Raw genomic sequence first — 22,435 nt, forward strand, 5'->3', positions numbered from 1 at the left:
AGGTTGACATGGGCACCGGGGATCTGACGGGAGACGACCTGGTGAAGGTGCTGGCGACGCTCGCCAATCCGCACCGGATACGGGTGATCGCGGTCCTGTCGAAGCAACGGAACTATGTGAGCCGGTTGGCCCGGGACCTGGGCATCAGCCGGGCGCTCCTGCAGGTCCACCTGCGCAGGCTGGAAGCGGTGGGGCTGGTGACGGCCACCCTCGAGTTGTCGGAGGACGGGAAGGCGATGAAGTTCTACGAGGTCGCGCCCTTCGCGCTGAACCTCACCCCCGAGAGCCTCGCTGCCGTGGCCGGGACGCTGGCGCCGCCCGCGGCCGAGGACGCCGGTACCGACCGTCCGGACGGCGCGGGCCGCGCGGGCGGCGCCGGAGACGGAGGCCGCTGATGGACTCCTGGATCTTCGAGGACATCCTCTCGGTGATCGGCGTGTTCGTCCTGCTCACCACGGTCATCACGGTGGGGATCCGGCAGGTCGCGGGCGTCAAGAAGGCCAGGGCGCAGGCCGTGCACGACCAGGACTACCACCGGATGGCCGAGACGGCCCTGCTCCTCCAGGAGCACACCGAGCTCCGGCTCCGCGAGATCGGCGCGCGCCTCGACGACATCGGGGCGCGGCTCGACGACATGGGCGGCCGGGTGGAGTCGATGGAGCGCATCCTCAAGGAGGTCGAGTAACGACCCTGGCCCGATCTGGGCCGCCGAGCTGCAACTCGGCGACCCAGCGATGGACGACGCACCACCGCCTCGCCCGCGGGCGAGGTCTCACCGGAAACGCGCCTCCATGGAAAGGAGAGCAGCCCATGCTGCCCGATGGCAAGTCGACCAGCGACGGCGCCGGCGGCTCCGATCCATACGAACTCTCCCTCCCGCTGAGCGGCTGGCTGCTGCGCATCGCCCGGGGCACCGGACGCCGCCCCGCCCTCGAGGTCTACTCCCGCACCGGTTGCGAGGACGTCTCGGCCGCCGCGGTCATCGGCGCCGCGCTGCTGCGCGGCACCCGCCGAGGCCACGGGTCCGGACGGCCCTGGTCGCTGGCCTGGGGGCAGGTCCCGCTGGACGCGGACACCGTCCACGTGGTGTTCCGCAGGCGGCAGGAGTCCGTGATCGCCCGCCCGGTCCTCCTGCTGGGCCTCTTCTGGGTGGCCGAGGTCGACTCGGGCTTCCGCTCGGTCACCGTCTCGGCGGGCCCGGTGCGGGCGACGGCACGGGTCATGGCGGCGTGATCCCCCACAGCTGAGCGAGGAGAGAAACGGTCATGTCCGAGAACCCCCCGAAGCCCCCCGAAGACCCCACACCCCCTGAGGCCCCGACACCGCCCGAGGACGCCACACCGTCCGAAGACGCCCGCCCGGACGAGCCCGCGCCAGAGGCGAGCGGCGACCCGCTCCCCGAACAGGACCCTGAGACGACATCCGAAAAGCCGTCCGAAAAGGCCCACAAAGAGGCGACCGAGCCCGTCCCCGCTCCGGCGGAGGCTCGGCGGGCCGTGCGGCGGCCGGTGGTGGAGCGGGTCGCGGCCTGGTCGGCCCGGCACAAGTGGTGGGCCATCACCGCGTGGTTCGGGCTCGTCGTCGTCGCGTTCGTCCTGAGCGGCCTCGTGACCGGCGACCAGGCGCACACCACCGGTCCCGGCGAGGCCGGGCTCGGGCAGAAGATCCTGAACGAGCAGAAAGTGGACGGGGCGGCCCGCGAGAACGTGCTCGTCCAGGAACGGACGCCCGGCGCGCCCTTCGCCTCGGACCCGAAGGCGCGGCAGGCGGCCCAGGACCTGGTGACCGCGCTGAGGGCCACCCCGGCGTCGGGGATCATGTCGCCGCTGGACCCGGGGTCGGGCCGCCGCCTGATCTCGTCCGACGGACGGTCCGGCCTGGTCGTCTTCGAGCTGACCGGCACCGACGACGAGAAGGACGCCAAGTTCGACGCCACCAGGAAGGCCGTCGACGACGTCCGCGCCAAGTATCCGGACCTGCGCGTCGCGCAGGCGGGGGACCGCAGCATCAGCAAGGCCACCGACGAGGTCTACGGCAAGGACTTCGAACGCTCCGAGGTGCTGTCGCTGCCGCTCACGCTGCTCATCCTCGTGGTGGTGTTCGGCGCGCTGATCGCCGCGGGCATCCCCGTCCTGCTGTCGCTGTCGGCGGTGGTCGCCACCGTCAGCCTCGTGCAGGTCATCAAGCAGTTCATGCCGATCAACAGCACGGTGGCCTCGATGGTCCTGCTGATCGGCATGGCCGTGGGCGTCGACTACTCGCTGTTCTACCTGCGCCGCGAGCGCGAGGAGCGGGCCGCGGGCCGGTCGGTGGGCGAGGCGCTCCGCATCACCGCCCGCACCTCGGGCCGCGCGGTCGTGATGTCGGGCATCACGGTCATGCTCTGCCTGTCCGGGCTGTTCCTCACCGGCATCGACGTCTTCCGCGGCATGGCGGTCGGCACGCTCCTCGTGGTCGGCCTCACCGTCGTCGGCTCGGTGACGGTGCTGCCCGCGCTGCTGTCCGCGCTCGGCCGCTGGGTGGACCGCGGCCGGATCCCCTGGCTCGGCAGGCGGCGGACGGCCGCGGGCGAGTCACGGGCCTGGGCCGCGATCGCGCGCTCGGTGGTGCGGCGGCCGGTGCTGTTCGGGGGAGCCGCGGCGCTGCTGCTCGCGCTGCTGGCGATCCCCGCCTTCGGCATGCGCCTCCAGGACCCGTCCCTGACCAACGACCTCCCGCGCAGCAACGCGACGGTGGACGCGGCGGCGCGCATCCAGGAGGCGTTCCCCGGCGGTCCGTCCCCTGCCGAGGTCGTCGTCTGGGGCGACCAGGTGAACGGCCCGGCGGTCAAGCGGGCCGTCGACGGACTCCACGAGCAGGCCGCGGCGAGCGGCGGCGCCCTGGGCGAGCCGATCCAGGTCGACCAGGTCGGCGAGGCCCTGGTGGTCAACGTCCCGCTGGCGGGATCAGGGTCGGACGCGGCGTCCACACGGGCTCTGAAGCTGCTGCGCGAGCGCGCGCTGCCCGAGACCCTCGGCAAGGTGGACGGCATCCACTACGCGGTCACGGGCAAGACGGCCGGTCCCCACGACTTCGCCGCCCGGCTACACGGCCGCTCGCCGGTCGTCTTCGCGTTCGTCCTCGCGCCGGCGTTCGTCCTGCTGCTCGCGGCGTTCCGCTCGGTGGCGATCCCGCTGGTGTCGATCGCGCTGAACCTGCTGTCGGTCGGCGCGGCCTACGGGGTGGTGACCTGGGTCTTCCAGGACGGCCATCTCACCTCGGTGTTCGACTTCACCTCCTACGGCGCCGTCCTGAGCTGGCTGCCGCTGTTCATGTTCGTGATGCTGTTCGGGCTCAGCATGGACTACCACATCTTCATCCTCAGCCGGATCCGCGAGCGGCGCCTCGGCGGCGCCGGACACCGGGACTCCATCATCGGCGGCATCGCCAGCAGCGCCGGCGTGGTCACCAGCGCGGCCGTGGTGATGGTCGCGGTGTTCTCCATCTTCACCACGCTGTCGGCCATCGAGTACAAGATGTTCGGCGTCGGCATGTCGGTCGCCATCCTCCTCGACGCCACCATCGTCCGCGGCGTCCTCCTCCCAGCGATCATGAGCCTCCTCGGCCGCGCCACCTGGGCCATGCCCACCTGGCTCCACTGGCTCCCCGGCGACGACGCCCCCACAGCCGCCGCACCCTCCCCGAAGAACGACCCCGACCACCCGGAGACCACCCCAGAACCCGAGCCCAACCCCAAAGCCACGTCCGCCGCCGGATAACCCCCCACCCCGAGCCGGCCGCGCGGCACCCCCACCCCGCGCGGCCGGCCCGCCCACCAACACAACGCACCAACCCAACATCCACACCCCCGACATGCGCCGCCGCCCGAGCAGCCGCGTCCGCCAGGCCAAACACTCCAACCGACACCCTCGTCCCGCCGTGAACGAGACACCGCAACCTCGATCAAGGAGCCAAGGCTCTCACCCGCCGCCCGGACCCGACACGGAAGGGACGCGGTCACTGCGGCGACAAACAAGGTCTGTCGCAGCGGCCCTACGTCGGTGACCACCAGATGCGCGGCCACGCTCCGCCCCCACGGTCCAAGGCCGTCGAACTCGGCCACGCGCGGCCGGCGCTCGACCTCGCCTCGGCGATTCCCGCGGCGGTGGGGGCCACCGCCAGGAGAACCACGAGCACCAGCAGGGTCTGGCGCTGCCCCATGGGGCGAGTGTCAGGCGCGCACGGTACGGGTCCGCCGCTGGTAGGACAGCGAGCAGACGCTGAGCGACACCCCGATCGACGTGAAGTTGAGGAACCCGATGACGAACACTCCCGGTGCCAGCCCGGCGGTGTGCGCCGTTGAAAGCCCGCCGGTGAGGATCACCGACATCCCTATGCACCCGTAGGCGCCGAGCCCTAGCCCGGCGGTCCAGCCAGGGGTCAGCGGGATCCATCGCAGTACCCGGCGACCTCGCAAGAACGGCACCCAGCGCGGGTAGACCTGGCCCCACGGCCGGACGAGGGCGCCGAGCAGGACGATGCCCAGCATGATCCCCACGACGGTGAAGTCGATGCCGTGCCGCTCCAGCCACACCAGGAACCGGGGAGCCCCGTTCTTGGCGAACTCGTCGCCCAGATTCATCCTGGCCGGCTTGCCCGCCGTCCCGCCCGCCAGCCAGTAGATCTTCATCACCAGATAGGGGACGGCCCCGGCGGCGCCCGCGACCGCCGTCCAGACCACGGCTTTGGAAGGGCCGCGATACCGTGCGCCGCCTGTCGATCGACTCATCTCGTCATACTCCCGAGGCGCCCGCACGGCAGGCATCCCCTCGCAGCACCGGTCCCTTCGTCCCAGCGACGGAGATTCGCCTCCCTCCCACGGGGCTTCCCACCAACCATCCAGCACCGCTAACGCGACTTCGCCCAAGCCGACTCCAAGCGCCCGACACCATCAAGTGCCCCAGCCAGGACGCTGCGATGTCCTGACGCATCACCGCCGGGAATCGACAGCCCATCCCGCACATCACCGCGTACAGCTCGGGCTTGGAGACCGCCCCGCTATCCACGCCCCCTCACGGCGGGTGACATGACAGGTACTCTCAACGCAAGCCCAAGGCATTGCTGAAGCGAGGTCAGTGAGGCGGTGGAACTCATCCGCAACCACCTGCGCGACGGCGCCGCAGTCCCCGGGCGCGGCCACGACCTGGACTTCACCAATGCCGTTTCGACGGCGGCAACCCCCACGATGGTGCTCACGGGCGGCTGTCGGCAGGTTCGAAGAAGCCCAAGGCCCCTGCGAAGTCCCAGACTTGTCGGTGATACGGGCGCTGCTCGTCGTCCTGTGAGGCTGGCTCCGCCCCCGTGACTGCGGAGCCATGCAGGGCTCGGCTAGATCCAGGTGTAGTTGTCGTCGGTGACCGGCGGCAGCAGCGGCGACGGGATCGGCGCGTCTGGGCTGGGAAGGTCTGCTGGCTGCGGGGTGTTCGGTGCTCGGCCTGCGGCATGAGAGTGACCCCGGGCTGTGCGAGACGAGAGCGTGGATCAAACCCAGGCGGATCTTGGAGCATCCGGCTGCGACAGTCCGGCGGCCTCGGGCTCTTCGCGGTCTGTGGACCGATAGCCTGGACGTGTGCAGGAACCGGTGACCGGGAGCGACCAGGATGGCTGACGCCGAAGACGTTCGCCGACTGGCACTCGCGCAACCTCACGCGGTCGAGATCGACAGCGACGGCTTCGATTTCCGGGTTGGCGGCAAGGGATTCGTCTGGTCCTACCCCGAGCGCAGACCGGGTGGTCCGCGCGTCATCCGCACTGACATCGCCGTGCTGTACGTCGGCGACGAGGCAGAAAAGCAGGCGTTGCTGCTCGGTGAGCCGGAACGCTTCTTCACCACACCCAGCTACGACGGGATGCCTCTGGTCATGCTGCGGCTGGGCGAAGTGGATCTCGATCGTCTGGAAGAGCTCATCACGGACGCCTGGCGCATGCGTGCACCGGATGCGCTCGTCGACGACCTTGACACCGCAGCCGATCAGCCCAACACAGAATCAGAATGAACGAAGCCTGCCGGGCCGAGACCGCAGTCCGCCGCGTCTGCGCATTTACGGACATAGTCCGTTCAGGATCCCGGGTCAGACACCCGGCCACCTGGACGGATCCCTACGACGATCACCTTCTGGCATCAGCGGACGTTAGGTCCCTCCGCAGTGCGCAGACCCGTGCCTCCAGGACGTCGGGGGTGCGGTGGGGAACGGTGTGCGGACGGCTGGAGCGATCACGCAGGCCCGCGAGTCCTTCCTGTCGCCACCGGCGCACCCACTTGTGCGCGGTCTGCCGGGAGATCCCCATCTCGGCCGCCACATGTGCGACCGGACGCCCCGCGGCGACACGCTCGACCAGCAATCGCCGCCCATGAACCGTCAGCCGGGCATTACGGTGGGACACGAAGACCTCCAGCGTGGTCGGGAGCCCAGACACCTCCACCACACCGGGGGTCTTCACCTTTCAGCAGGCACCCCACAGCCCGCGTCAACAACGTTCGTGGTCATTACACCTAGCGGGGCCGCCGGGCCGCCAGATCAAGAATCACGGTTCCGGTCCTCCTCGCGGGTCAGCCGCTGACGGCGGATCGCCCGGTCGATGTCGTCAACGGTGACCATCCCGAGTAGGTGGCCGTCCTCGATGGCGAGGGCCAGGACACCGCCGATCAGGGGACGGCGTCCGAGGAGTTCCATGGCGGGGGCGGACGGGGCGACGCGATACTCCGGCGGAACGTCGGCGGCGACGGCGCCCACACGGGACGCGGCCGGACCGGACGCGAGGAGGCGGTCGAGCAACCTCAGGTCGACCACGCCGACCGGACGGCCGTCCGCGTCGACGACCGGGAACGCCGACTGGCGCGAGTCGTCCACGACGCGACGAGTGAAGTCGGCGACGGTGTTCCAGGCGGCGGCCACTTCGGGGCGTGAGGTCATCACATCGGCAGCGGTCAGCCCGTGCAGCAACTCTTTCACCTCGCGGAACGCCTCCTCGGCCTCGGACGCTCGCATCAGGAACCAGCCGAGCAGCATCAACCAGAGCCCCGCGACGCCGGCGAACAGCACCTGCACCACACCCAGCCCCATCAGCGCCGCGCCGATGAGGCGTCCGGCGCCGGTGGCCGCCTTGTCCGCGCGGGCGCGATCGCCGTAGTGCCGCCACAGCAGCGCGCGCAGCACACGGCCGCCGTCCAGCGGCGCGCCCGGCAGCAGATTGAAGACGCCGAGCAGGAGATTCGTCACCGCGAGCCAGCCCAGGCTGAAACCGACCAGCTTCGGCGCGTGCCAGGCGTCGGCCAAGACCGCGCCCACCCCGGCCAACAGCCCGAGCAGGAGACTGGTCGCGGGTCCCGCGATCGCGATGGCCAGGTCGCTGCGGGGAGTCGGGGCCTCGGCCTCGAATTCGGAGAGACCGCCCAGCATCCACAACGTGATGCGCTTGACCCGGATGCCCGAGCGGAGCGCGATGACGCAATGCGCCAGCTCGTGCGCGACGAGGCACCCGAAGAATACCGAGGCGATCAAGAGCGCGGTGAGCAGGTACAGCGCAGTCGGCAGTCCCGGCCGCACCGGGGGGAGCGCGCCGTAGGCCAACCCCCCGGTGATCAACGTCATGATCACCAACACCGACCAGTGCAGCCCCACCGGGATACCGGCGATCGTCCCCAGCCGGACGTTCTGCTTCATGGAACACCGCCCCAACCTCCACCATGCCACCCGGCGCCGGACCAGAGCCCCATCGCCTTCCGCGAAGGGACCTGCGCTGCGCCTCGCGCGGCGAGACCTGGACAGTCCGCTCTCCGCGTCCCGTCCTCGTCAGCGCCGACCAGACGCCAAGCGTGCAAGTCCCGTGCTTCCCACATTCGTCCCAGGCCGCCAGCGGGGCTGCCGGATCCCAGCCGTGATCAGGCCCCAGGGCGCGGTCGACTCGGCCGTTGATGGCCTGTCACAGCTGATGGAGGCAGCCGGTCGAGGGCGGAACGAACATACCGACGACCGCCCCCGTGTGACGGGACGTCATGCCCACACGAGAGCGGCGCCGGACGACGGCTCAGTTCAATACCTCACCGGGCCGCCGGATAGAGGTGCTCGACGAAATCGGACGATGTCCCGGTGATGATCCCGCACAACCGATCGTTGCGAGTCTCGTCGCCGACGGGAAGCGCGCCTTCATTCGCCTGGCGCATCAGCTCACACCTCACGCTCTGGCTCCTCGTCGGGTGCCTGTTCGCGGTCGGCCCCTCGCGGTGACCCGGCCCCGGTCATGTCCGCGGTATGGAGGCCGATGGTGGGTATCTCCCTTGCGTCCACCTGCGCAGGATGAAGCTCGTTCTTGACGGCGGTCGCACTCGTGAGCGCGAGCTTGCGGAACGCCTCGGTGATATCTGTAAAGCGTCAGGCTTCAAGCCTGCTCTTGTGACGGTCGCCGATGGTGACCACAGGATCGATTACTCCCCCCCGGGGGGGGAGATCTCGCATGTCCTTCATATGCAATCCTGACACACCAGATGCCATTCCGAACCATCGATATTCATCACCACTGAAGTCTCATGGATGTCAATTTTACTTCGATTTCCCAAAACGTGGGAACAAGGTAGTACCGCCGTTTCGCTGGATATATCTCATGAAACAACTGTCCAGACTGGAAGCGAAGTGTCTCTGAGTCTTTTTCATGCTCGGTTGGTCTCGTGATTCTGTGGGACGGCGATGGCCTTGACGAGGTGGCCGGCTTTGCTTGGGCGACCGCGCCGACAGCAGCGTCACGGCTTCCTCCACGTACCGCCAGGCCGTGCTGATCGACACTCCGAACCCGCTGCTGACCTCGGCGAACGTCTCGCTTCTGCGTAGATGAACCAGCACCAGCAGTGCCGTGTGGGTTGGCGGGGTGGGGGTTTGGGTTAGTCGCGTAGGGCGGCCTGTTCTATTACGCGGCCTCGGAGGGTTTGCCAGGCGGGGAGGGTGGCGGCGGCGACGGCTGTGGCGGCGCACAGGGCGGTGATTTCGAGGATGGCGAGCCAGGGGATGTGGAGGGAGGTGCCGCCGACCAGGGTGTCGAGTGCGGCCCACTGTCCGGCGAGGACGGCGGCGGTCGCGGCGGACGACAGGACGAGGCCGATCAGGACCACCATCAGGGACTCGGCGGCGATGAAGCGCAGTGTCTGGCGGCGCGTGGCTCCGGCCATGTTCAGCGCGGCGATCTCGCGGCGGCGTCCGGCCGCCGCCATCATGAGGACGTTGGCGATCGCGATGCACGAGTAGACGAGCGCGATGGCCAGGATCGAGTAGGCGGCCGACCGGTGCTGTTTCTGCTGCGCGTCGACGGCGCCCGTCAGTGCGGCGATCGGGACGACCCGGGCGGCCTGTCCGCGCGTCGCGTTCCGCAGGGCGCCCGCGACGGCCGCCGGGTCGGTCCCGGGCCGGACGCGCACCTCGATCCGGGACGGCAGGCCGCCGACGGCGTGCGCGGACGACAGGTAGCCGACGTCGCCCGCGATGCCGTCCTTGGTGATCGCCGCGACCCGCACGGCCGCTGTGGATCCGTCCGGGAGGGTGACCCTCATCGGGGAGCCGACCGAAAGGTCGTCGCTGCGCGCCAGACGCTGGTTGACGATCAGGAAGTCGTCGGCGAGGCCGGACGCCGAGCCGCGGTCCAGGCGCAGGTTCTCCACGGACGCCATCGCCGCGGGCTCCACCGCGTCCGCCGAGAGGGTGTCGACGAACTGGCCCTGCGGCGTCGAGAGGAGGGCGCGGGTCGGTGTCACCGTCGCGACGTCCACGCCCGGGACGGTACGGACCGCGTCGGCCGTCCGCTGGTTCAGGACGGCGATCCCGGTCGGCACGACGACGAACTGCGCGCGGGTCTGCTGCCTGGCCTGCGCCACCCGGGCGTCGTCGGCGGACGCCTGGGCGCTCAGCACCGAGGCCGACAGCCCGATCGCGATCACGACCGGGGTGACGGTGGCGGCGGTGCGCCGCCGCGACGCGAGCAGGTTCTCCCGGACGACCATCGCGCCCGCGCCCATGCGGGCCATCGGACGCGTCGCCAGGCGCGTGAGCGGGCCCATGACCACCGGGGCGAACAGCGCGAACCCGCCGACCAGCAGGAGCGGTACGGCCGCGTACTTGCGGAGGTTGCCCGCGTAGATCGGGTACCGCTGGGCGATGACGACGCTGGTGACGACGCCGCCGGTCAGCAGCGCCAGGCCCAGCAGCCAGCGCAGCGCGGTCATGCCCTTGCGGTCCACGACCGCCTCGCGCAGCGCCTCGGTGGGACGGACTCGTCCGGCCCGCAGGGACACCGCCGCCGCGCCCGCGACGGCGGACACGAGGCCGAGCAGGAACGCGATGACCAGGGGGATCGGGTTGATCTCGATCGTGAACCATTCAGGTGCGACGCCCTGGTCGACCATCCAGTCGCCGAGGACGGGGACCGCGAGGGTCCCGAGGACGCATCCGGTGAACGACGCGGCGAGGCCGACGACCGCCGCCTCGGCGAGGACGAGTTTGCGCACCTGGTCGGGGGTGGCCCCGACCGTCCGCAGCAGGGCCAGTTCGCGGCGGCGCTGGTCGACGACGAACGCGAACGTGACCACCACGAGGAAGATCGCGACCGAGACCACGATGCCGGTGGACGTGCCCGCCATGCCCTGGGCGTTCAGCAGACCGTCCCGGCCGCCGCTGGTGTCCGGGTCGGCCTTGCCGCGCTCGTCGCCGGTCAGCACCTGCGCCGCTCCGCCGACCGCGCCGCGCACCTCGCCCGCCTTGCCGAACGCGACGACGGCGTCGACGCGGGGCGAGATCCGCGCGGCCTCGTCGTCGCTGAAGAACACGGCGTGCTCGAACCAGGCCGAGCCGGTCACGCCCACGATCCTCGCCTGGCGCACGCCGTCCAGCGTGGTCACCGGCAGGGTGCGGCCGACGCTCGCCTTCGCGCCGCCGCCGACCACGACCTCGTCCGCCGCGCGCGGGGCGCGCCCCGCCACCAGCCGGTACGGGGTGAACTCGGCGGCCGACCACGGATGTCCGACCTGGTCGGACGGCCCGCCCTGCACCCGGACTGGGAACGTTCGGTCGGGGACGGCGCGGCCGGTCGCGGCGATCTTCGCGAAAAGCTCGGGCGGTATCCCGGCGGGACGGTCGAGGACGTGCTCCTCGCCGTCCTCGTCGCCCGCGAACCGGACGCCGTTGTGGGGCAGCACCACGGTGGGCGCGTCCGCGAAGCGCTGCGGACCGGAGAAGGGCGTGCCGAGGGTCGCCGCCATCGTCAGGGCCATCGTCGCGATGACGCCCGTGCCCAGGGCGAGCGCCACGAAGGCGCCGAGGAAGCTCACCCAGCGGGTGCGCAACGTGGCGAGTGCGAGCCTCAGCACGGCTCCGCCTCCTTCAGTGATCCGCTTCCTTCGGCGATCGGCCCCGGCACGACCAGCCTCAGCAAGAGGCGGCCTCCAGGCGCGCCATCCGCGCGGCCACCGACTCGGCGGTGGGCGCTTCCATCTCGTCCACGACCCGGCCGTCGGCCAGGAAGACCACCCGGCTCGCGTACGCGGCGGCGACCGGGTCGTGCGTGACCATGATGATCGTCTGCCCCTGCTCGGCCGCCAGCCCGGCGAGCATGCCGAGCAGCTCGCGTGAGGTGCGCGAGTCCAGCGCGCCGGTGGGTTCGTCGGCGAACAGCACCTCGGGACGGGTGACCAGGGCGCGGGCGATGGCGACCCGCTGCTGCTGCCCGCCCGACAGCTCGCTCGGCCGGTGCCCGGCCCGGTCGGCGAGCCCGACCTCGCCGAGCACCTTCAGCGCGCCGGATGGATCGGGCCTGCTCCCGGCGAGCAGCAGCGGCAGCTCGACGTTCTGGCGGGCGGTCAGCGAGGGCATCAGGTTGAACGACTGGAAGACGAACCCGACGCGGCGGCGCCGGAACTCGGTGAGCGCCTTCTCCCGCATGCCGTTGAGCGTGGTGCCGCCGATCTCGACCGTGCCCTCGTCGACCCGGTCGAGGCCCGCCGCGCACTGCAGCAGCGTCGACTTCCCGGACCCGGACGGTCCCATGATCGCGGTGAAGGTGCCCGCCGTGAACTCCAGCGAGACACCGCCGAGCGCCGTGACCCGGCCGCCGCCCGCTCCGCCGAAGGACTTGCGGATCGCCGACAGCCGGACCACCGGCTCGGCCGTCACCACCGGCTCCGCCGTCACCACGCCGAACGCCGATCGACACCGATGCGCACCGGCCACCCCGTCTCGTCCGTCGATGCGAGCACGAACCGAACGCCCGCCATCCTCTCGCGGCGTTCTATACCGGGGCAATATCGAGCGACGCCCAGGCGGACGAGGCGTCCGGGAGCCCCTCGGTGTCGCCGGGGGACGCCACGACCGAGGCGGCCAGCGCCGTCCCGAGCCGGGCGGCCCGGGCCGGGGACGCGCCGGAGAGCCGTCCGGCCAGGTAGCCGCCGAGCATCGCGTCGCCCGCGCCGACCGGGTCCACGACCGTGACGGCCGCGCTCGGCAGGTGCCCCGGACCGTCCGGGGACGCGTGCCAGACGCCGTCCGGCCCGGCCTTCAGCAGCACCTCGCCGACGCCCGCCTCCCGCGCGGTGGCGAACACCTTGACGGGATCGTCCGTCCCGAACAGGGCGTCCGCCTCCTCCAACCCGAGCGCCAGGAGCCCGACGCGGCCGAGCAGCGACCGCAGAACGTCGGCCACCGGCTCGATGGGCCCGAGCGCGGGCCGCAGATTCGGATCGAGCACCACGAGCCCGTCCGCCTGTTCCGCGAGCCGCCGCACGAGCGCCGCGGGCCCCGGTCCCAGCGCGACGGTGATCCCGGACAGCAACACCGCGCGCGCACGAGCCGCGAGCACACGATCGGCGTCGGATTCGTCCATCGCCGAGGCCGCCGACCCACGCCGGTAGTAATGCACGCGCCGCTGACCGTCCGGCCCACCGGGTAGCCCTCGGTGGCACGGTCCAGGTGCCCGCCGCCGATGAGCCCGGGCGCGACCGCGTTCACCCGCACGCCCGACGGCCCGCACTCCAGCGCGAGCTGCCGGACGAGGGCGTCCAGCCCGCCCTTCGCGGTCGCGTACGCGGCCAGCCACGGCGCGGCGAGGAACGAGTTCACCGAACTCACCGCGACGATCGCCGACCCGCGCTCCATGCGGGGGGAGCGCGGCGCGGGTCAGGAAGAACGCGGTGTCCAGGACCGAGCCGAGCGCCGTCCGCCACTGCTCGTCGGTGGTGTCCCGGACGGACGCCACCGGCATCACGGCCGCCGCCGGGACGAGCACGTCGAGCCGTCCCAGCGTCTCCGCCGCCGCCGCCACGACCTCGCCCGCCACGGACGAGTCGGTGCAGTCGGCCACCAGGAAACCGGCGTACACCGGGTCGTCGCACGGCTCGAGCCCGACGCCGACCACACGTTCGCCGCGCGCGGCGAACGCGGCGGCGATGGCGCGCCCGATCGGCGAGTTCCCGCCGGACAGCAGCACACCCCTCGACGAGGCCCCGGAACTCACGGCGCCGCCGGAAGGTCGAGGACGGCCAGGACCTCGTCCAGGCCCGCGAGTGTGCCCGCGTCCAGCGGACGCGCCGGAGCGCGCACCGCCGCCGACGCGATCAGCCCGCGCCGGACCAGCACTTTCTTGTGCACCGCCCAGGCGTATCCCTGCCGCATCCCGAACCGGATCAGCGGCAGCAGCCGCGCGAACGCCGCGTGCGCGTCGGCGCGCCGCCCGGCCGTCCAGTCGGCGAGGATCGGCGCGATCACGTCGGTGAACTCGCACGCGGGCATCGTGCCGACCGCGCCGCCCGCGTACTCCTCCAGGACGAACAGGGCGTTCTGCCCGCCGAACACCGCGAAGTCCGGGTCGACGCCGCGCACGACCGCGGCGACCTTCGGCGCGGTCGGCGGGGCCTCCACCTTGACCGAGCCGACGCCGTGCGGCTTGCTCAGCTCGACGATCAGGCTCTCCGGCATGGCGACGCCGGTCGCCCCCGGCGCGTCCTGCACCATCACCTCCGGCCCGACCTCGCCGAGATCGCCGTAGAAGTCGACCAGCTGCGAAGGCGTCGGCTTCACCATGAACGGCGGCAGGACCATCAGCGCGTCCGCTCCGCCCTCGGCGGCGGCGCGCGCCTGCTCCAGCGCGGTCGGCGTGCCGGTCGCGGCGACGCCCGCGACGATCGGCACCGCGCCCGCGACCGTCTCGCGGACGGCCGCCAGCACCCGCGCGCGGTCGTCGGCGGTCAGCGCGAACCCCTCGCTGGCCATGCCGAACAGGGCGACGCCGGTCGCGCCGGACGCGACCTGGAACGCGGTGAGACGGCGCAGGCCCGGCAGGTCCAGCGAACCGTCAGGGCTGAACGGGGTGGCGAGAACGGGGACGAGCCCGGACAGGCTCACTCAGACCTCCAGGGGGGTTGACGAGAACTCGGCGACGGCGTCGAGGTCGACCTAGACGCCGAGACCGGGGCCGGACGGCACGGCGAAGCCCGTCGCGCCGCCGGTGATCGGGGTGGTCAGGACGCGTCCGCCGACCTCGTGGGACGTCGGCTGGAACTCGAAGAACGCCAGGTCGGACAGCGCGGCGCTGGCGTGCAGCCCGGCGGCGAGCACGACGCCGAGGCCGGTGGAGTGGTGCGGCGCGACCGGCAGGTGCCGCGCGGCGGCCAGCTCGCCCATCGCCATCAGCTCGGTGATGCCGGTGCGGCCCACGTCGGGCTGGACGAGCCCGGTCGCGCGCCGGTCGAGCCAGTGCGTTAGCTCGTACCGGTTCCGCAGGGTCTCGCCGATCGCGATCGGCAGGTCCACGCGTCGGGCCAGGTCGCGGTGGCCCTCGACGTGGCCGAGGTGCAGCTTCACGCGGGTCGCGCCGCGCTCCACCCACTCCATGGCGAGGGCCGCGCGCTCCTCGTTCGTCGGACGCGGCAGCCCGCTCACGTACACGGGGATCTCGGTGCGGAAGGCGCCTCCCAGCAGGGCGGACACCGGACGGCCGGTGAGGCGTCCGGCCACGTCCCACAGCGCGATGTCGACGGCGGCGAGCGCGTCGGCCTGGTGTCCGACGAGGTGGCCGCGCTCGCGCATTCCGCACGGCGCACCGCCACGGCGTCCCCGTCGTCGCGGGCGCGGCCACGCCGACCGAGATCGTCCAGGCGCTGGAGGCCGGGACCGACCTGGTGAAGCTGTTCCCGGCGTCCCAGTTCACCCCGGACGACCTGCGCGCCATCGTCCAGGCCGTCCCGCACGCCCCGCTCGTCCCGACGGGCGGCGTGTCTCTCGCGTCCGCCGCGTCCTGGCTGAACGCCGGCGCCGGCGCCGTCGGCATGGGCGGCGAACTCGTCCGAACCCCGAACAAGAAGTACGCACCTTCCTCAAGACCCTGCGGGCCGCCTAGTCGGGCAGCTTGCGCAGGATCTCCTCCAGTAGTTCGTGCCGGCGGAGGGTGGCGCTCCAGAAGAAGGACGCCAGCCCTGAGAAGAACGCCACCCCCGCCAGCACGGCCACCATGATCCCGACCATGAACCCGGTGATGTGGACGGCCTGGGTTCGCGGGTCGTCCCGGCTCATCGGAAGCACGACGACGGGATCGTTGTCGATCGCGGTGAACAACAGTCCCGCCGACACGATGGCCAGCATGGCGGCGGTGACCATGAGGAACCGGCCCACGGAGATCCAGCTGTCGGATGTCATGCCGCGATCGTGAGTGCCCCAGGTCACAGCCCGGGCGTCCCGTCCGCATCCGGCCGCATGGCGGCCCGCAGGTGGTACTCCGCCTGCGGGCCACCGGTCGGCTCGGGGGTCAGCCCGTCGCGTCCGCCCTGGACGCTCCTCGGCACCAGACCTCGACGGCGTCGGCTCGGTTCGTGACGTTGAGCTTGGTGAAGATCCGGTTCAGGTGGTTCTTCACCGTCTTCTCGGAGATGAACACGCGGTTGGCGATCTGCGGGTTGGACAGACCTTCGGCCACCAGCTCGAGGATCTCGGCCTCGCGCGCGGACAGGCCGTAGCGCTTGTGGGGCGCGTCCGCCGTCGAGATGGGATGTCCGGACCCGGTGGTCAGCGCAGGGGATGCGGCATCGACGAGCACAGCGACACGGGCGCTTGTCAGGGGATCGCTGGGTGCCGACGGCTCTCCCAGGAGGCGGATCCACCCCTGCGCCACGGTCTCCTTCACGTGGACGGACTGCGGAAGGTAGTCGCCGGGATCGAGGACGCCGTTGCGGACCATCTCGTCATACAGATAGTCCGAGAGGATCACCCCGACCTCGGCGGCGCGTTCGGTGCACTTCTGCTTGAACGGGCCCGCGTCGAGCAGCCGGAACGGCAGGACGAGCGCATGACCGCAGAAGCCGTGACGGTCCCGCAGGACGTAGCCGACGTGCAGCGCGATCCGCACCCGGAGCTGCCCGATGGCGCTGGACAGCCGGTTGTGACGGCGAACCTGCCGCGCGATCTCCGTCACGACGGGCCCCACGAGAACCTCGGGTGCCGCGTCGGGCGGTGCGATGACCAGCGCGCCGTCGCCCCGGTCCTCGTGGTGGACGTCGGCCCAGGGAATGCGCGCCGCTCCGAAGCCTGACCGTAGGGCGCCGAACAGGGCCGAGCGGACGTGTACCCGGGCGTCATCGTCCCGCCACGGGGCTCCGAAATCGGCGATGTTCAGGACCATCACCATGGCGAAGCGGCCTTCCGGACGATCGGACGGCGGCGGCTGGCCTTTCGCCGCGTCGGGCTCCCGGCCCTTCTGGGACGAGGGGTCCACGGAGGCACGGATCCAGGCGTCCTCCCACTCGGCCAGCTCGGCCGGATCGTCGATCCCGCACGCTCGCAGGTAGGCCCCCACCACTCCGGGGCTGGGCAGGCGCCGGCCGGCCAGCAGGTCGGAAAGGGAGGACTTGGAGACGGGGGTTCCGTTCCGCTGAGCGCGCTGCTCCAACGTGCGCAGCGAGGGCAGTCCCGCCTTCTCGTGGGCCTGCCGGAGCAGGCGCAGGAGTCCGTCCCGGCTGCTGGTGTGGGGGAGCAGGGTGGAGATCTCGGTCATGCGCACCCGTCCTCGTCAGCGGGAGGCGCCATGTGGATCCGGCGCCAGGCCGTCGTCCACCGCCGCTCCTCCTGCTCGCCCGCCCCGCAGCCGCGGATGCATCCGCGCAGGTAGGTGAGCTTGAGGACGGGCTTGTCGGCTCTGTCGTAGAGCAACTTGCTGACGGTGCCGTGGGAGAACGCCCCGTTGGAGTCCCTCGCCACGTCCCGGCAGGACGGGCTGCCCGCCCAACGCCAGAACTGCCGCATGAGGTCCTCGAGTTCGGTGAAGGTGGCGGCGGTCAGCGGGTCGGGTTTGAGGTCGAGGCCGTCGACGTCGTCGACCAGCCTGTCAGGGGACGGCATCGGCTCACGCTCCCTGGGCGCGCGACCCGGCGCGGTACGCCAGGAGATGGCCGCCCACGGTCAGAGCCGCCAGTGAGATCGCCCCGGACGCGCCGGTCGCGGTGTACGCGCCCGCCGCCGAGGCGAGCCCGGTGGTGACCGCCGACGCGCCCGTGATCACCGTGGCGGGACGGATCTTGCCCTCGATCTTGAGGGTGACTTTCATCGGTGCGTGTGCCCTTCGCTCGGTACGGGATCCGGCCTTCGAAGAGCGACCTGCCGCCGTGGACCCCGGACCACCGGTCTGCCAACCGGCCTCCCCAAGGCGTCGAGCCGCCCGTTATTGGGGCATCTTCTCTCCGCGGAGCCACGTGGGGAATGCGGCATGACAATCTTGGACGGTTCTAGACACAGTTGTTTCACCGTGTCCGGGATGGAGTGGTCCGCCCCGTACCCGGATGGCCCAAGCTGTCCAAAGCTGTCGGCTGGGACTACTGGACACCTCGCGCGAGCGCTTTCCTAGAGACCGGAAGCCGTCCGCGGCCTCCGCCCCCGAACGTGACCGGTACGGGATCCGGCCCGTTGACCAGGGGAACCGATGACGCCCCGGCTGCCACCGGTGCTCGTCGAACAAGGGCCTGCCAGGACTGAACGCCCCGGCAGGCCCTTTAGCTCTGCCCGCACTTCCTGCCGCGGCCGGACGCCGCCCCAGCCCCACCAGGGTGCGTTTGGGAGGGAGTGACCGGGGTGGCTCTCGAAGACGTCCTGGCGGCGACGCTGTGGACCGGCGTGTCGCTGGCCGCCTGCACTCATCACCGCGCTGGCGGCGTGTGGACGGTTCGAGGTGTTGCTGCTCGTGCCCTACGCCGTCCACTTCGCGATCGGCACGCTGGCCGTCACTCTGCTGGCGTGAGGGGGATGTCCGCCCAGACCGTCGTGCGGTCGCCGTCAGCCCGGTGACCCCAGGCGCTGGTCAGAGCCTGGACGATGTGCAGCCCGCGCCCGGACTCGCCCTCAGGCGCAGGACGCAGACAAGGACGGCGGCCGTCCGCGCCATCGTCCGTCACCTCCACACGCACATGCTCCGGCCCGCGCAGCAGCGCGATCGTCACCTTCCCGCCCCGCCCGGACGCGGTGTGCCGAATCGCGTTCCCGGCGAACTCGTCCACGACGAGCGTGAGGTCGTCCAGCGCGTCACTGCCGTCGTTCACATGCGCGGGCACGAGCGTGTCGAAGATGAAGGAACGTGCGTACCGGACGGACTGCGGCTGTCCCGGCAGCGTCAGCGACGCGAGGACGGTCATCTGAATGCTCACGCCGCGGCCTCCGTCGCGATGCGATGCGCGGCCCGCGCGAGGTGCGGCTCGTTGAGCAGGCGTCCGCGCCACACCAGCCGCCAGCACCCGTCCCGGAAGACGGCGAGAACGGGCTCGTTGCGCCCGTCCCGGCACGGCACGAAAACCACAGGCTCGGCGTAATGGGGGAATATGAGCATTGTGGACACGGGCACCGCCCGCAGTTCCCAGACCAGCCGCACCAGCAGCCGGAAGCGATCCTCACTCGGCGTCGTCATCGACCCTCCGTTCCATGTCAACGCCAGGTTCGTCGCCGAGAGTGATCGCCTCAACGCTCTCACAGGAAGTTCGAGACATTCGGGCGTGATATGTCGCGGAGCTGATGGCCCGCAGAACGAATACTTCTAACTTCGACTGAAGCGATTGACGCGAGCACGCAGGGTGACAAGGTGGTGCTCATGTCCCCAGCGGATCGCCAGTCATATCGCCGCCGCAAGATCGGCGTCGCGCTTCGGCAGTTTCGTGAGGCGCGCGGCTGGACCCAGGATGCCGCTGCGCGTCGGCTCGATCGTTCGCAAGCTTCCCTCAGCGCGTACGAGAACGGGCACCGTGCGATCCGTCCGCGAGACCTGGAGCAAATCCTGGACCGTTACGGCGTGCGCGATGTCCAGCAGAGGCAGCAACTCATGGACTTGGCGGCCCAGGGGCGCAGGGACGGCTGGTGGCACAGCTTCGAAGAGCGGCAAGACCCCACGGTGGTGGACTTCGCCTCGCTTGAGGCGGATGCGTCACGCATTCGCTCGCTTGAGTTGCACCTGGTGCCGGGCCTCCTGCAGACGGAGTCCTACGCTCGCGTGCTCCTTGGCTCCTACGACGGTGTGCTTGACGAGCCGCACGACGTGGAATCCTCGCTTCAGTTCAGGCTCAATCGTCAGCGCGTCCTTCGAGGCGATGATCCGCCACGCGTCGAATGGGTCATCGGTGAGGCGGCGCTGCATCTTCGGGTCGGGGGTTTGGAGGTGATGCGCGAGCAGATCGGCGCACTGCGCGAGGCCTCGCAGCTGCCTCATGTGGACCTGAGGGTGCTTCCGTTCACGGCGGGCAGCCATCCGGGTGTGGACGGGCCCTTCTCCATCATCGACGTCGTTCCTGACGAACTGATGCAGGTCGTCGCAGTGCACAGCCTCAGCCGAAGCTGGTACATCGATGATCCCTCGAACGTCGGAACCTACGTTCGAGTCTTCAAGAAGCTCCAGTCGCTCGCGCTCTCACGATCAGACTCCTGTGAGCGCCTCGACCAGATAGCGTCGGAGAAATGAGCAAGGTTTCCGAGTCTGTGCTTGCGTGGCGGAAGAGCAGTTACAGCGGTGTTGACAAAACCGACTGTGTCGAGGTGGCGGCACTGCTCGCCTCAGGGGCGGTGGCCGCTCGTGACTCGAAGGATCCGGGTGGGCCCTTGCTCGCGCTCGGGGCGGGCGAGTGGGCCGACTTCCTCGGAGCCGTGAAGGACGGCGCGTACGACCTCTGATCGCACGCCACCGGCGTCGTCCGCTGGCACCGCAAGAAGATCGGCGGTAAGGGCCGGGCACTGCCGCCCGGCCTGCGGTGCGTCAGGTCGGTGAGGCTGTGCCAGCTCTACGAGACCGGACAGCGTGGTGGTTCATCACTCGGGAGTGGGCCATTCCTCGGCCAGGAGCGCGTATGAGAGGCCGTCGAGCCATCCCTTGGTGCGGTGGAGGGAGTCTTTCACCGTGTGCTGTTCGCGGCGCATCCCGACCCGCTCCATCAGCCGCCACGAAGGTTCGTTGTCGTAGAAACATTCCGCGACCAGGCGGCGCAGGCCGAGACTCCCGAAGGAGACGTCGATGAGGGCGCGTACCGCTTCGGTGGCGTAGCCCTTGCCGCCGTAGGAGGGATCCAACGTCCACCCGAGCTCCGCCTGGACGCCTTTCGCCTGGTCGGCGACCTCCTCCTGGGCCCAAGCGTCCTGGACGTGCAGCGTCAGATCGCCGATCACCCGGCCGTCCAGTTCGACGATGAGCAGGCCTGTGAGCCGATCCTCGCGGAGAAAACGCTCACGGTAGTCGTCGTACGACGTCGTGGCGGCCCCGACCCATTCGTGAGACTCCGGCAGCTGCCGGTAGACCCAGGTCGCGTCCACGTCGTCAGGGGCAGCCCGGCGCAACAGCAGCCGGTCGGTGGAAATCGGCCAGTCCAGAGTGTCAAGAGGGTGGCGCATGGGCCTCATGCTGGCAGAGCCGTGGTGACACACAAAACGGATTTCTGCGGGCGACGTCCCAACAACGACGCGGCGATCGCCTTACAGGAACTGACCGGACACCGCAGCGACCAGGGGCCCCGGAGACCGCGTTCTGAAAACCAAGTGGAGTCGCTGTCGCGGGTATACCCGTGCCTCGGGTACGGGACGACCAGAGGACGGGGTCCTCATGTCCCCTGAGGCATGGCGTCATGGCAATACTGATCTTGGATCAAGGATCCCTCGGGCATAGGGTCCGGGTGACCACGGATCGAGGCGGGTGCGCAACGTGGTCGCGGTACTCGGCCAGCCCGTGTTCGTCCGTGGAGGTCCGGTGCCCGTCGGTTATTTGATCACAGTGGCGATCGTCGCGGTCGGCACACTGTGCGCTCTGGCGCCGGTGCGGAGGCCGCGCCCGCTCCAGATGCTGAGTTACCACTTCGGCCTCGTCGCGAACGAGATGCCGTTCGCCGCCTTCTTCTACATGCTGGTCCTGCCGACGTTGCTGGCATTCGGCCAGGGCGACATCGACTCGGCGGGCGGATGGGCGATCGTCGCCGCGGCCACAGTGACCACGGCCGGGCTCGTGGTCATCGCACGTCGCGGAATCGGGGACCGGACGCGGATCGAGCACGCCATGGACGAAGGGCTCGGCGCAGGGTGGCGCGGCACCCTCGACTCCGGCCTGGCCCAGGGCCTGCGGAGCCGACCTCCGCTGGTCCGCATCCTGTTCCATCCCGTCTATCGCCGCCGCCGGGACGTCCGGCGCGTGGCGAACCACTCCTACGGCGACGCGGGCCGCCGGAACCTCCTCGACGTCTACCACTCGCGTTCGCGGCCGGAAGGCGCGCCCGTGCTGATCCACCTGCACGGAGGCGAGTACCGTCACGGACACAAGAACAGCCAGTCGCTTCCGCTGCTCTATCACCTGGCCGGCCGGGGCTGGGTGTGCATCAGCGCCAACTACCGGCTGCGGCCCCACGCCCAGCACCCCGACCACCTGATCGACCTCAAGAAGATCATCGCCTGGGCGCGGGAACACGGCCACGAGTACGGAGCCGATCCGGCGACGCTGTTCGTGGCGGGCAGCTCGGCGGGCGGACACATGGCGGCGCTCGCCGCGCTCACGCCCAACGACCCCGACTTCCAGCCGGGCTTCGAGGACGCCGACACCTCCGTCACCGGCGCCATCTACCTGAACGGCTGGTACGGCGACTACTTCGGCATGGGCCCCCAGTCCTCACCGCTGGGCCACATCACCGCGGACGCGCCGCCGTTCCTCGTCGCGCACGGCGACCTGGACCCGCTGGTTCCCGTGGCGGACGCCCGGCACTTCGCCGACGAACTACGCCGCACCTCGGCGAACCCGGTCGTCTACGCCGAGCTGCGCGGCGGCAACCACGCCTTCGACCTCTACCACTCCTTCCGCTTCGAGGCGCTCGTCGACGCCATCGAGGGCTTCACCACCTGGGTGAGATCCCGAGAGAGGACGCCCCAGCCCTAACGAC

At 70.7% G+C, this 22,435-nt stretch carries 24 protein-coding genes and 4 pseudogenes; 9 read left to right on the forward strand and 19 right to left on the reverse strand.

The genetic code is table 11. The annotated features are described in order from the left end of the window. The first annotated feature begins 8 nt into the window (after positions 1 to 8). The 4 genes from P696_RS42355 (at position 9) to P696_RS42360 (ending at position 3,758) form a co-directional block, all read left to right on the forward strand. The gene (locus P696_RS42355) at positions 9 to 395 is read left to right on the forward strand and encodes an ArsR/SmtB family transcription factor (RefSeq protein ID WP_051466510.1); all 387 of its coding nucleotides are present in this window, start codon (positions 9 to 11) and stop codon (positions 393 to 395) included. Further along, on the forward strand, positions 395 to 685 hold the full coding sequence (locus P696_RS0100900; protein ID WP_026410868.1) for a hypothetical protein: 291 nt from the start codon (positions 395 to 397) through the stop codon (positions 683 to 685). Before P696_RS42355 ends, P696_RS0100900 begins: the two co-directional genes overlap by 1 nt. Before the next feature lie 125 nt (positions 686 to 810). Then, a complete protein-coding gene (locus P696_RS0100905; RefSeq protein WP_026410869.1) occupies positions 811 to 1,233 on the forward strand; it encodes a hypothetical protein in 423 nt (140 codons plus the stop codon). A 32-nt stretch (positions 1,234 to 1,265) separates the two neighbouring features. Next, on the forward strand, positions 1,266 to 3,758 hold the full coding sequence (locus tag P696_RS42360; RefSeq protein ID WP_084336615.1) for an MMPL family transporter: 2,493 nt from the start codon (positions 1,266 to 1,268) through the stop codon (positions 3,756 to 3,758). 452 nt (positions 3,759 to 4,210) lie between these two features. On the opposite strand, the gene P696_RS42365 is transcribed toward P696_RS42360, so the two are convergent. Continuing rightward, on the reverse strand, positions 4,211 to 4,768 hold the full coding sequence (locus P696_RS42365) for a hypothetical protein (RefSeq protein ID WP_157429445.1): 558 nt from the start codon (positions 4,766 to 4,768) through the stop codon (positions 4,211 to 4,213). Positions 4,769 to 5,639: 871 nt separating this feature from the next. Here P696_RS42365 and P696_RS0100925 point away from each other — a divergent pair. Continuing rightward, the gene (locus P696_RS0100925; protein ID WP_026410870.1) at positions 5,640 to 6,035 is read left to right on the forward strand and encodes an MmcQ/YjbR family DNA-binding protein; all 396 of its coding nucleotides are present in this window, start codon (positions 5,640 to 5,642) and stop codon (positions 6,033 to 6,035) included. Positions 6,036 to 6,153: 118 nt separating this feature from the next. Here the strand turns inward: P696_RS0100925 and P696_RS53830 are convergent. From P696_RS53830 to P696_RS42375, 11 genes and pseudogenes are all read right to left on the reverse strand, one after another. Beyond that, positions 6,154 to 6,423, reverse strand: a pseudogene (locus tag P696_RS53830) (helix-turn-helix domain-containing protein); the annotation flags it as partial. Between the two features lie 134 nt (positions 6,424 to 6,557). Further along, complete coding sequence (locus tag P696_RS0100930) at positions 6,558 to 7,703, reverse strand: site-2 protease family protein (protein ID WP_026410871.1); 1,146 nt, start codon at positions 7,701 to 7,703, stop codon at positions 6,558 to 6,560. Between the two features lie 377 nt (positions 7,704 to 8,080). After that, positions 8,081 to 8,218 carry a CBS domain-containing protein gene (locus P696_RS55510; RefSeq protein ID WP_157429446.1) on the reverse strand — a complete coding sequence of 46 codons (138 nt, stop codon included), beginning with the start codon at positions 8,216 to 8,218 and terminating at the stop codon, positions 8,081 to 8,083. Between the two features lie 361 nt (positions 8,219 to 8,579). After that, positions 8,580 to 9,005, reverse strand: coding sequence for a helix-turn-helix domain-containing protein (locus P696_RS59150; protein ID WP_425394117.1), 426 nt, complete (start codon positions 9,003 to 9,005; stop codon positions 8,580 to 8,582). Further along, on the reverse strand, positions 8,915 to 11,386 hold the full coding sequence (locus P696_RS0100945; RefSeq protein ID WP_026410872.1) for an ABC transporter permease: 2,472 nt from the start codon (positions 11,384 to 11,386) through the stop codon (positions 8,915 to 8,917). The genes P696_RS59150 and P696_RS0100945 overlap by 91 nt, the downstream gene beginning before the upstream one ends. Before the next feature lie 58 nt (positions 11,387 to 11,444). Further along, positions 11,445 to 12,188 (reverse strand): ABC transporter ATP-binding protein, encoded by a 744-nt coding sequence (locus tag P696_RS0100950; protein ID WP_157429447.1) that lies wholly within the window; start codon positions 12,186 to 12,188, stop codon positions 11,445 to 11,447. A gap of 115 nt (positions 12,189 to 12,303) precedes the next feature. Next, positions 12,304 to 13,041 carry a sugar kinase gene (locus tag P696_RS59155; protein ID WP_425394123.1) on the reverse strand — a complete coding sequence of 246 codons (738 nt, stop codon included), beginning with the start codon at positions 13,039 to 13,041 and terminating at the stop codon, positions 12,304 to 12,306. 8 nt (positions 13,042 to 13,049) lie between these two features. Next, positions 13,050 to 13,166: pseudogene (locus P696_RS59160) on the reverse strand (short-chain dehydrogenase); the annotation flags it as partial. Between the two features lie 13 nt (positions 13,167 to 13,179). Continuing rightward, a pseudogene (locus tag P696_RS59165) lies at positions 13,180 to 13,524 on the reverse strand (SDR family oxidoreductase); the annotation flags it as partial. Beyond that, the gene (locus P696_RS0100960) at positions 13,521 to 14,411 is read right to left on the reverse strand and encodes a dihydrodipicolinate synthase family protein (protein WP_026410874.1); all 891 of its coding nucleotides are present in this window, start codon (positions 14,409 to 14,411) and stop codon (positions 13,521 to 13,523) included. The pseudogene P696_RS59165 and the gene P696_RS0100960, both read right to left, overlap by 4 nt. A gap of 51 nt (positions 14,412 to 14,462) precedes the next feature. Further along, positions 14,463 to 15,095 (reverse strand): enolase C-terminal domain-like protein, encoded by a 633-nt coding sequence (locus tag P696_RS42375; protein WP_034482683.1) that lies wholly within the window; start codon positions 15,093 to 15,095, stop codon positions 14,463 to 14,465. A 17-nt stretch (positions 15,096 to 15,112) separates the two neighbouring features. On the opposite strand from P696_RS42375, the pseudogene P696_RS59170 reads away from it, so the two are divergent. Next, positions 15,113 to 15,520, forward strand: a pseudogene (locus P696_RS59170) (hypothetical protein); the annotation flags it as partial. Here P696_RS59170 and P696_RS55515 read toward each other — a convergent pair. The 6 genes from P696_RS55515 to P696_RS0100995 all read right to left on the reverse strand — a co-directional run bounded on the left by P696_RS55515 (position 15,402) and on the right by P696_RS0100995 (position 18,948). After that, complete coding sequence (locus tag P696_RS55515) at positions 15,402 to 15,701, reverse strand: hypothetical protein (protein WP_026410875.1); 300 nt, start codon at positions 15,699 to 15,701, stop codon at positions 15,402 to 15,404. The pseudogene P696_RS59170 and the gene P696_RS55515 sit on opposite strands and share 119 nt — an antisense overlap. Positions 15,702 to 15,810: 109 nt before the next feature. Further along, positions 15,811 to 17,052 (reverse strand): LuxR C-terminal-related transcriptional regulator, encoded by a 1,242-nt coding sequence (locus tag P696_RS0100975; protein WP_026410876.1) that lies wholly within the window; start codon positions 17,050 to 17,052, stop codon positions 15,811 to 15,813. Next, positions 17,049 to 17,396: a hypothetical protein gene (locus tag P696_RS0100980; RefSeq protein ID WP_026410877.1), complete on the reverse strand. Its 348-nt coding sequence runs from the start codon at positions 17,394 to 17,396 to the stop codon at positions 17,049 to 17,051. The genes P696_RS0100975 and P696_RS0100980 overlap by 4 nt, the downstream gene beginning before the upstream one ends. Before the next feature lie 4 nt (positions 17,397 to 17,400). Then, positions 17,401 to 17,601 (reverse strand): hypothetical protein, encoded by a 201-nt coding sequence (locus P696_RS0100985; protein ID WP_026410878.1) that lies wholly within the window; start codon positions 17,599 to 17,601, stop codon positions 17,401 to 17,403. A 670-nt stretch (positions 17,602 to 18,271) separates the two neighbouring features. After that, positions 18,272 to 18,691, reverse strand: a complete 420-nt coding sequence (locus P696_RS42380; protein WP_051466516.1) for an ATP-binding protein — start codon at positions 18,689 to 18,691, stop codon at positions 18,272 to 18,274. Then, complete coding sequence (locus P696_RS0100995; RefSeq protein ID WP_026410879.1) at positions 18,688 to 18,948, reverse strand: hypothetical protein; 261 nt, start codon at positions 18,946 to 18,948, stop codon at positions 18,688 to 18,690. Before P696_RS0100995 ends, P696_RS42380 begins: the two co-directional genes overlap by 4 nt. Positions 18,949 to 19,128: 180 nt before the next feature. On the opposite strand from P696_RS0100995, the gene P696_RS0101000 reads away from it, so the two are divergent. Next, positions 19,129 to 19,989 (forward strand): helix-turn-helix domain-containing protein, encoded by an 861-nt coding sequence (locus P696_RS0101000; RefSeq protein ID WP_034482941.1) that lies wholly within the window; start codon positions 19,129 to 19,131, stop codon positions 19,987 to 19,989. After that, the gene (locus P696_RS0101005) at positions 19,986 to 20,198 is read left to right on the forward strand and encodes a DUF397 domain-containing protein (protein WP_026410881.1); all 213 of its coding nucleotides are present in this window, start codon (positions 19,986 to 19,988) and stop codon (positions 20,196 to 20,198) included. Before P696_RS0101000 ends, P696_RS0101005 begins: the two co-directional genes overlap by 4 nt. 135 nt (positions 20,199 to 20,333) lie before the next feature. Here P696_RS0101005 and P696_RS0101010 read toward each other — a convergent pair whose 3' ends face one another. Then, positions 20,334 to 20,909, reverse strand: coding sequence for a GNAT family N-acetyltransferase (locus tag P696_RS0101010; RefSeq protein WP_026410882.1), 576 nt, complete (start codon positions 20,907 to 20,909; stop codon positions 20,334 to 20,336). A gap of 298 nt (positions 20,910 to 21,207) precedes the next feature. Between P696_RS0101010 and P696_RS0101015 the strand changes: the two genes are divergently transcribed. Continuing rightward, complete coding sequence (locus P696_RS0101015; RefSeq protein ID WP_245627463.1) at positions 21,208 to 22,431, forward strand: alpha/beta hydrolase; 1,224 nt, start codon at positions 21,208 to 21,210, stop codon at positions 22,429 to 22,431. The last annotated feature ends 4 nt before the right edge of the window (positions 22,432 to 22,435 follow it).

The organism is Actinomadura oligospora ATCC 43269, assembly GCF_000518265.1.
Classification (GTDB): domain Bacteria; phylum Actinomycetota; class Actinomycetes; order Streptosporangiales; family Streptosporangiaceae; genus Spirillospora; species Spirillospora oligospora.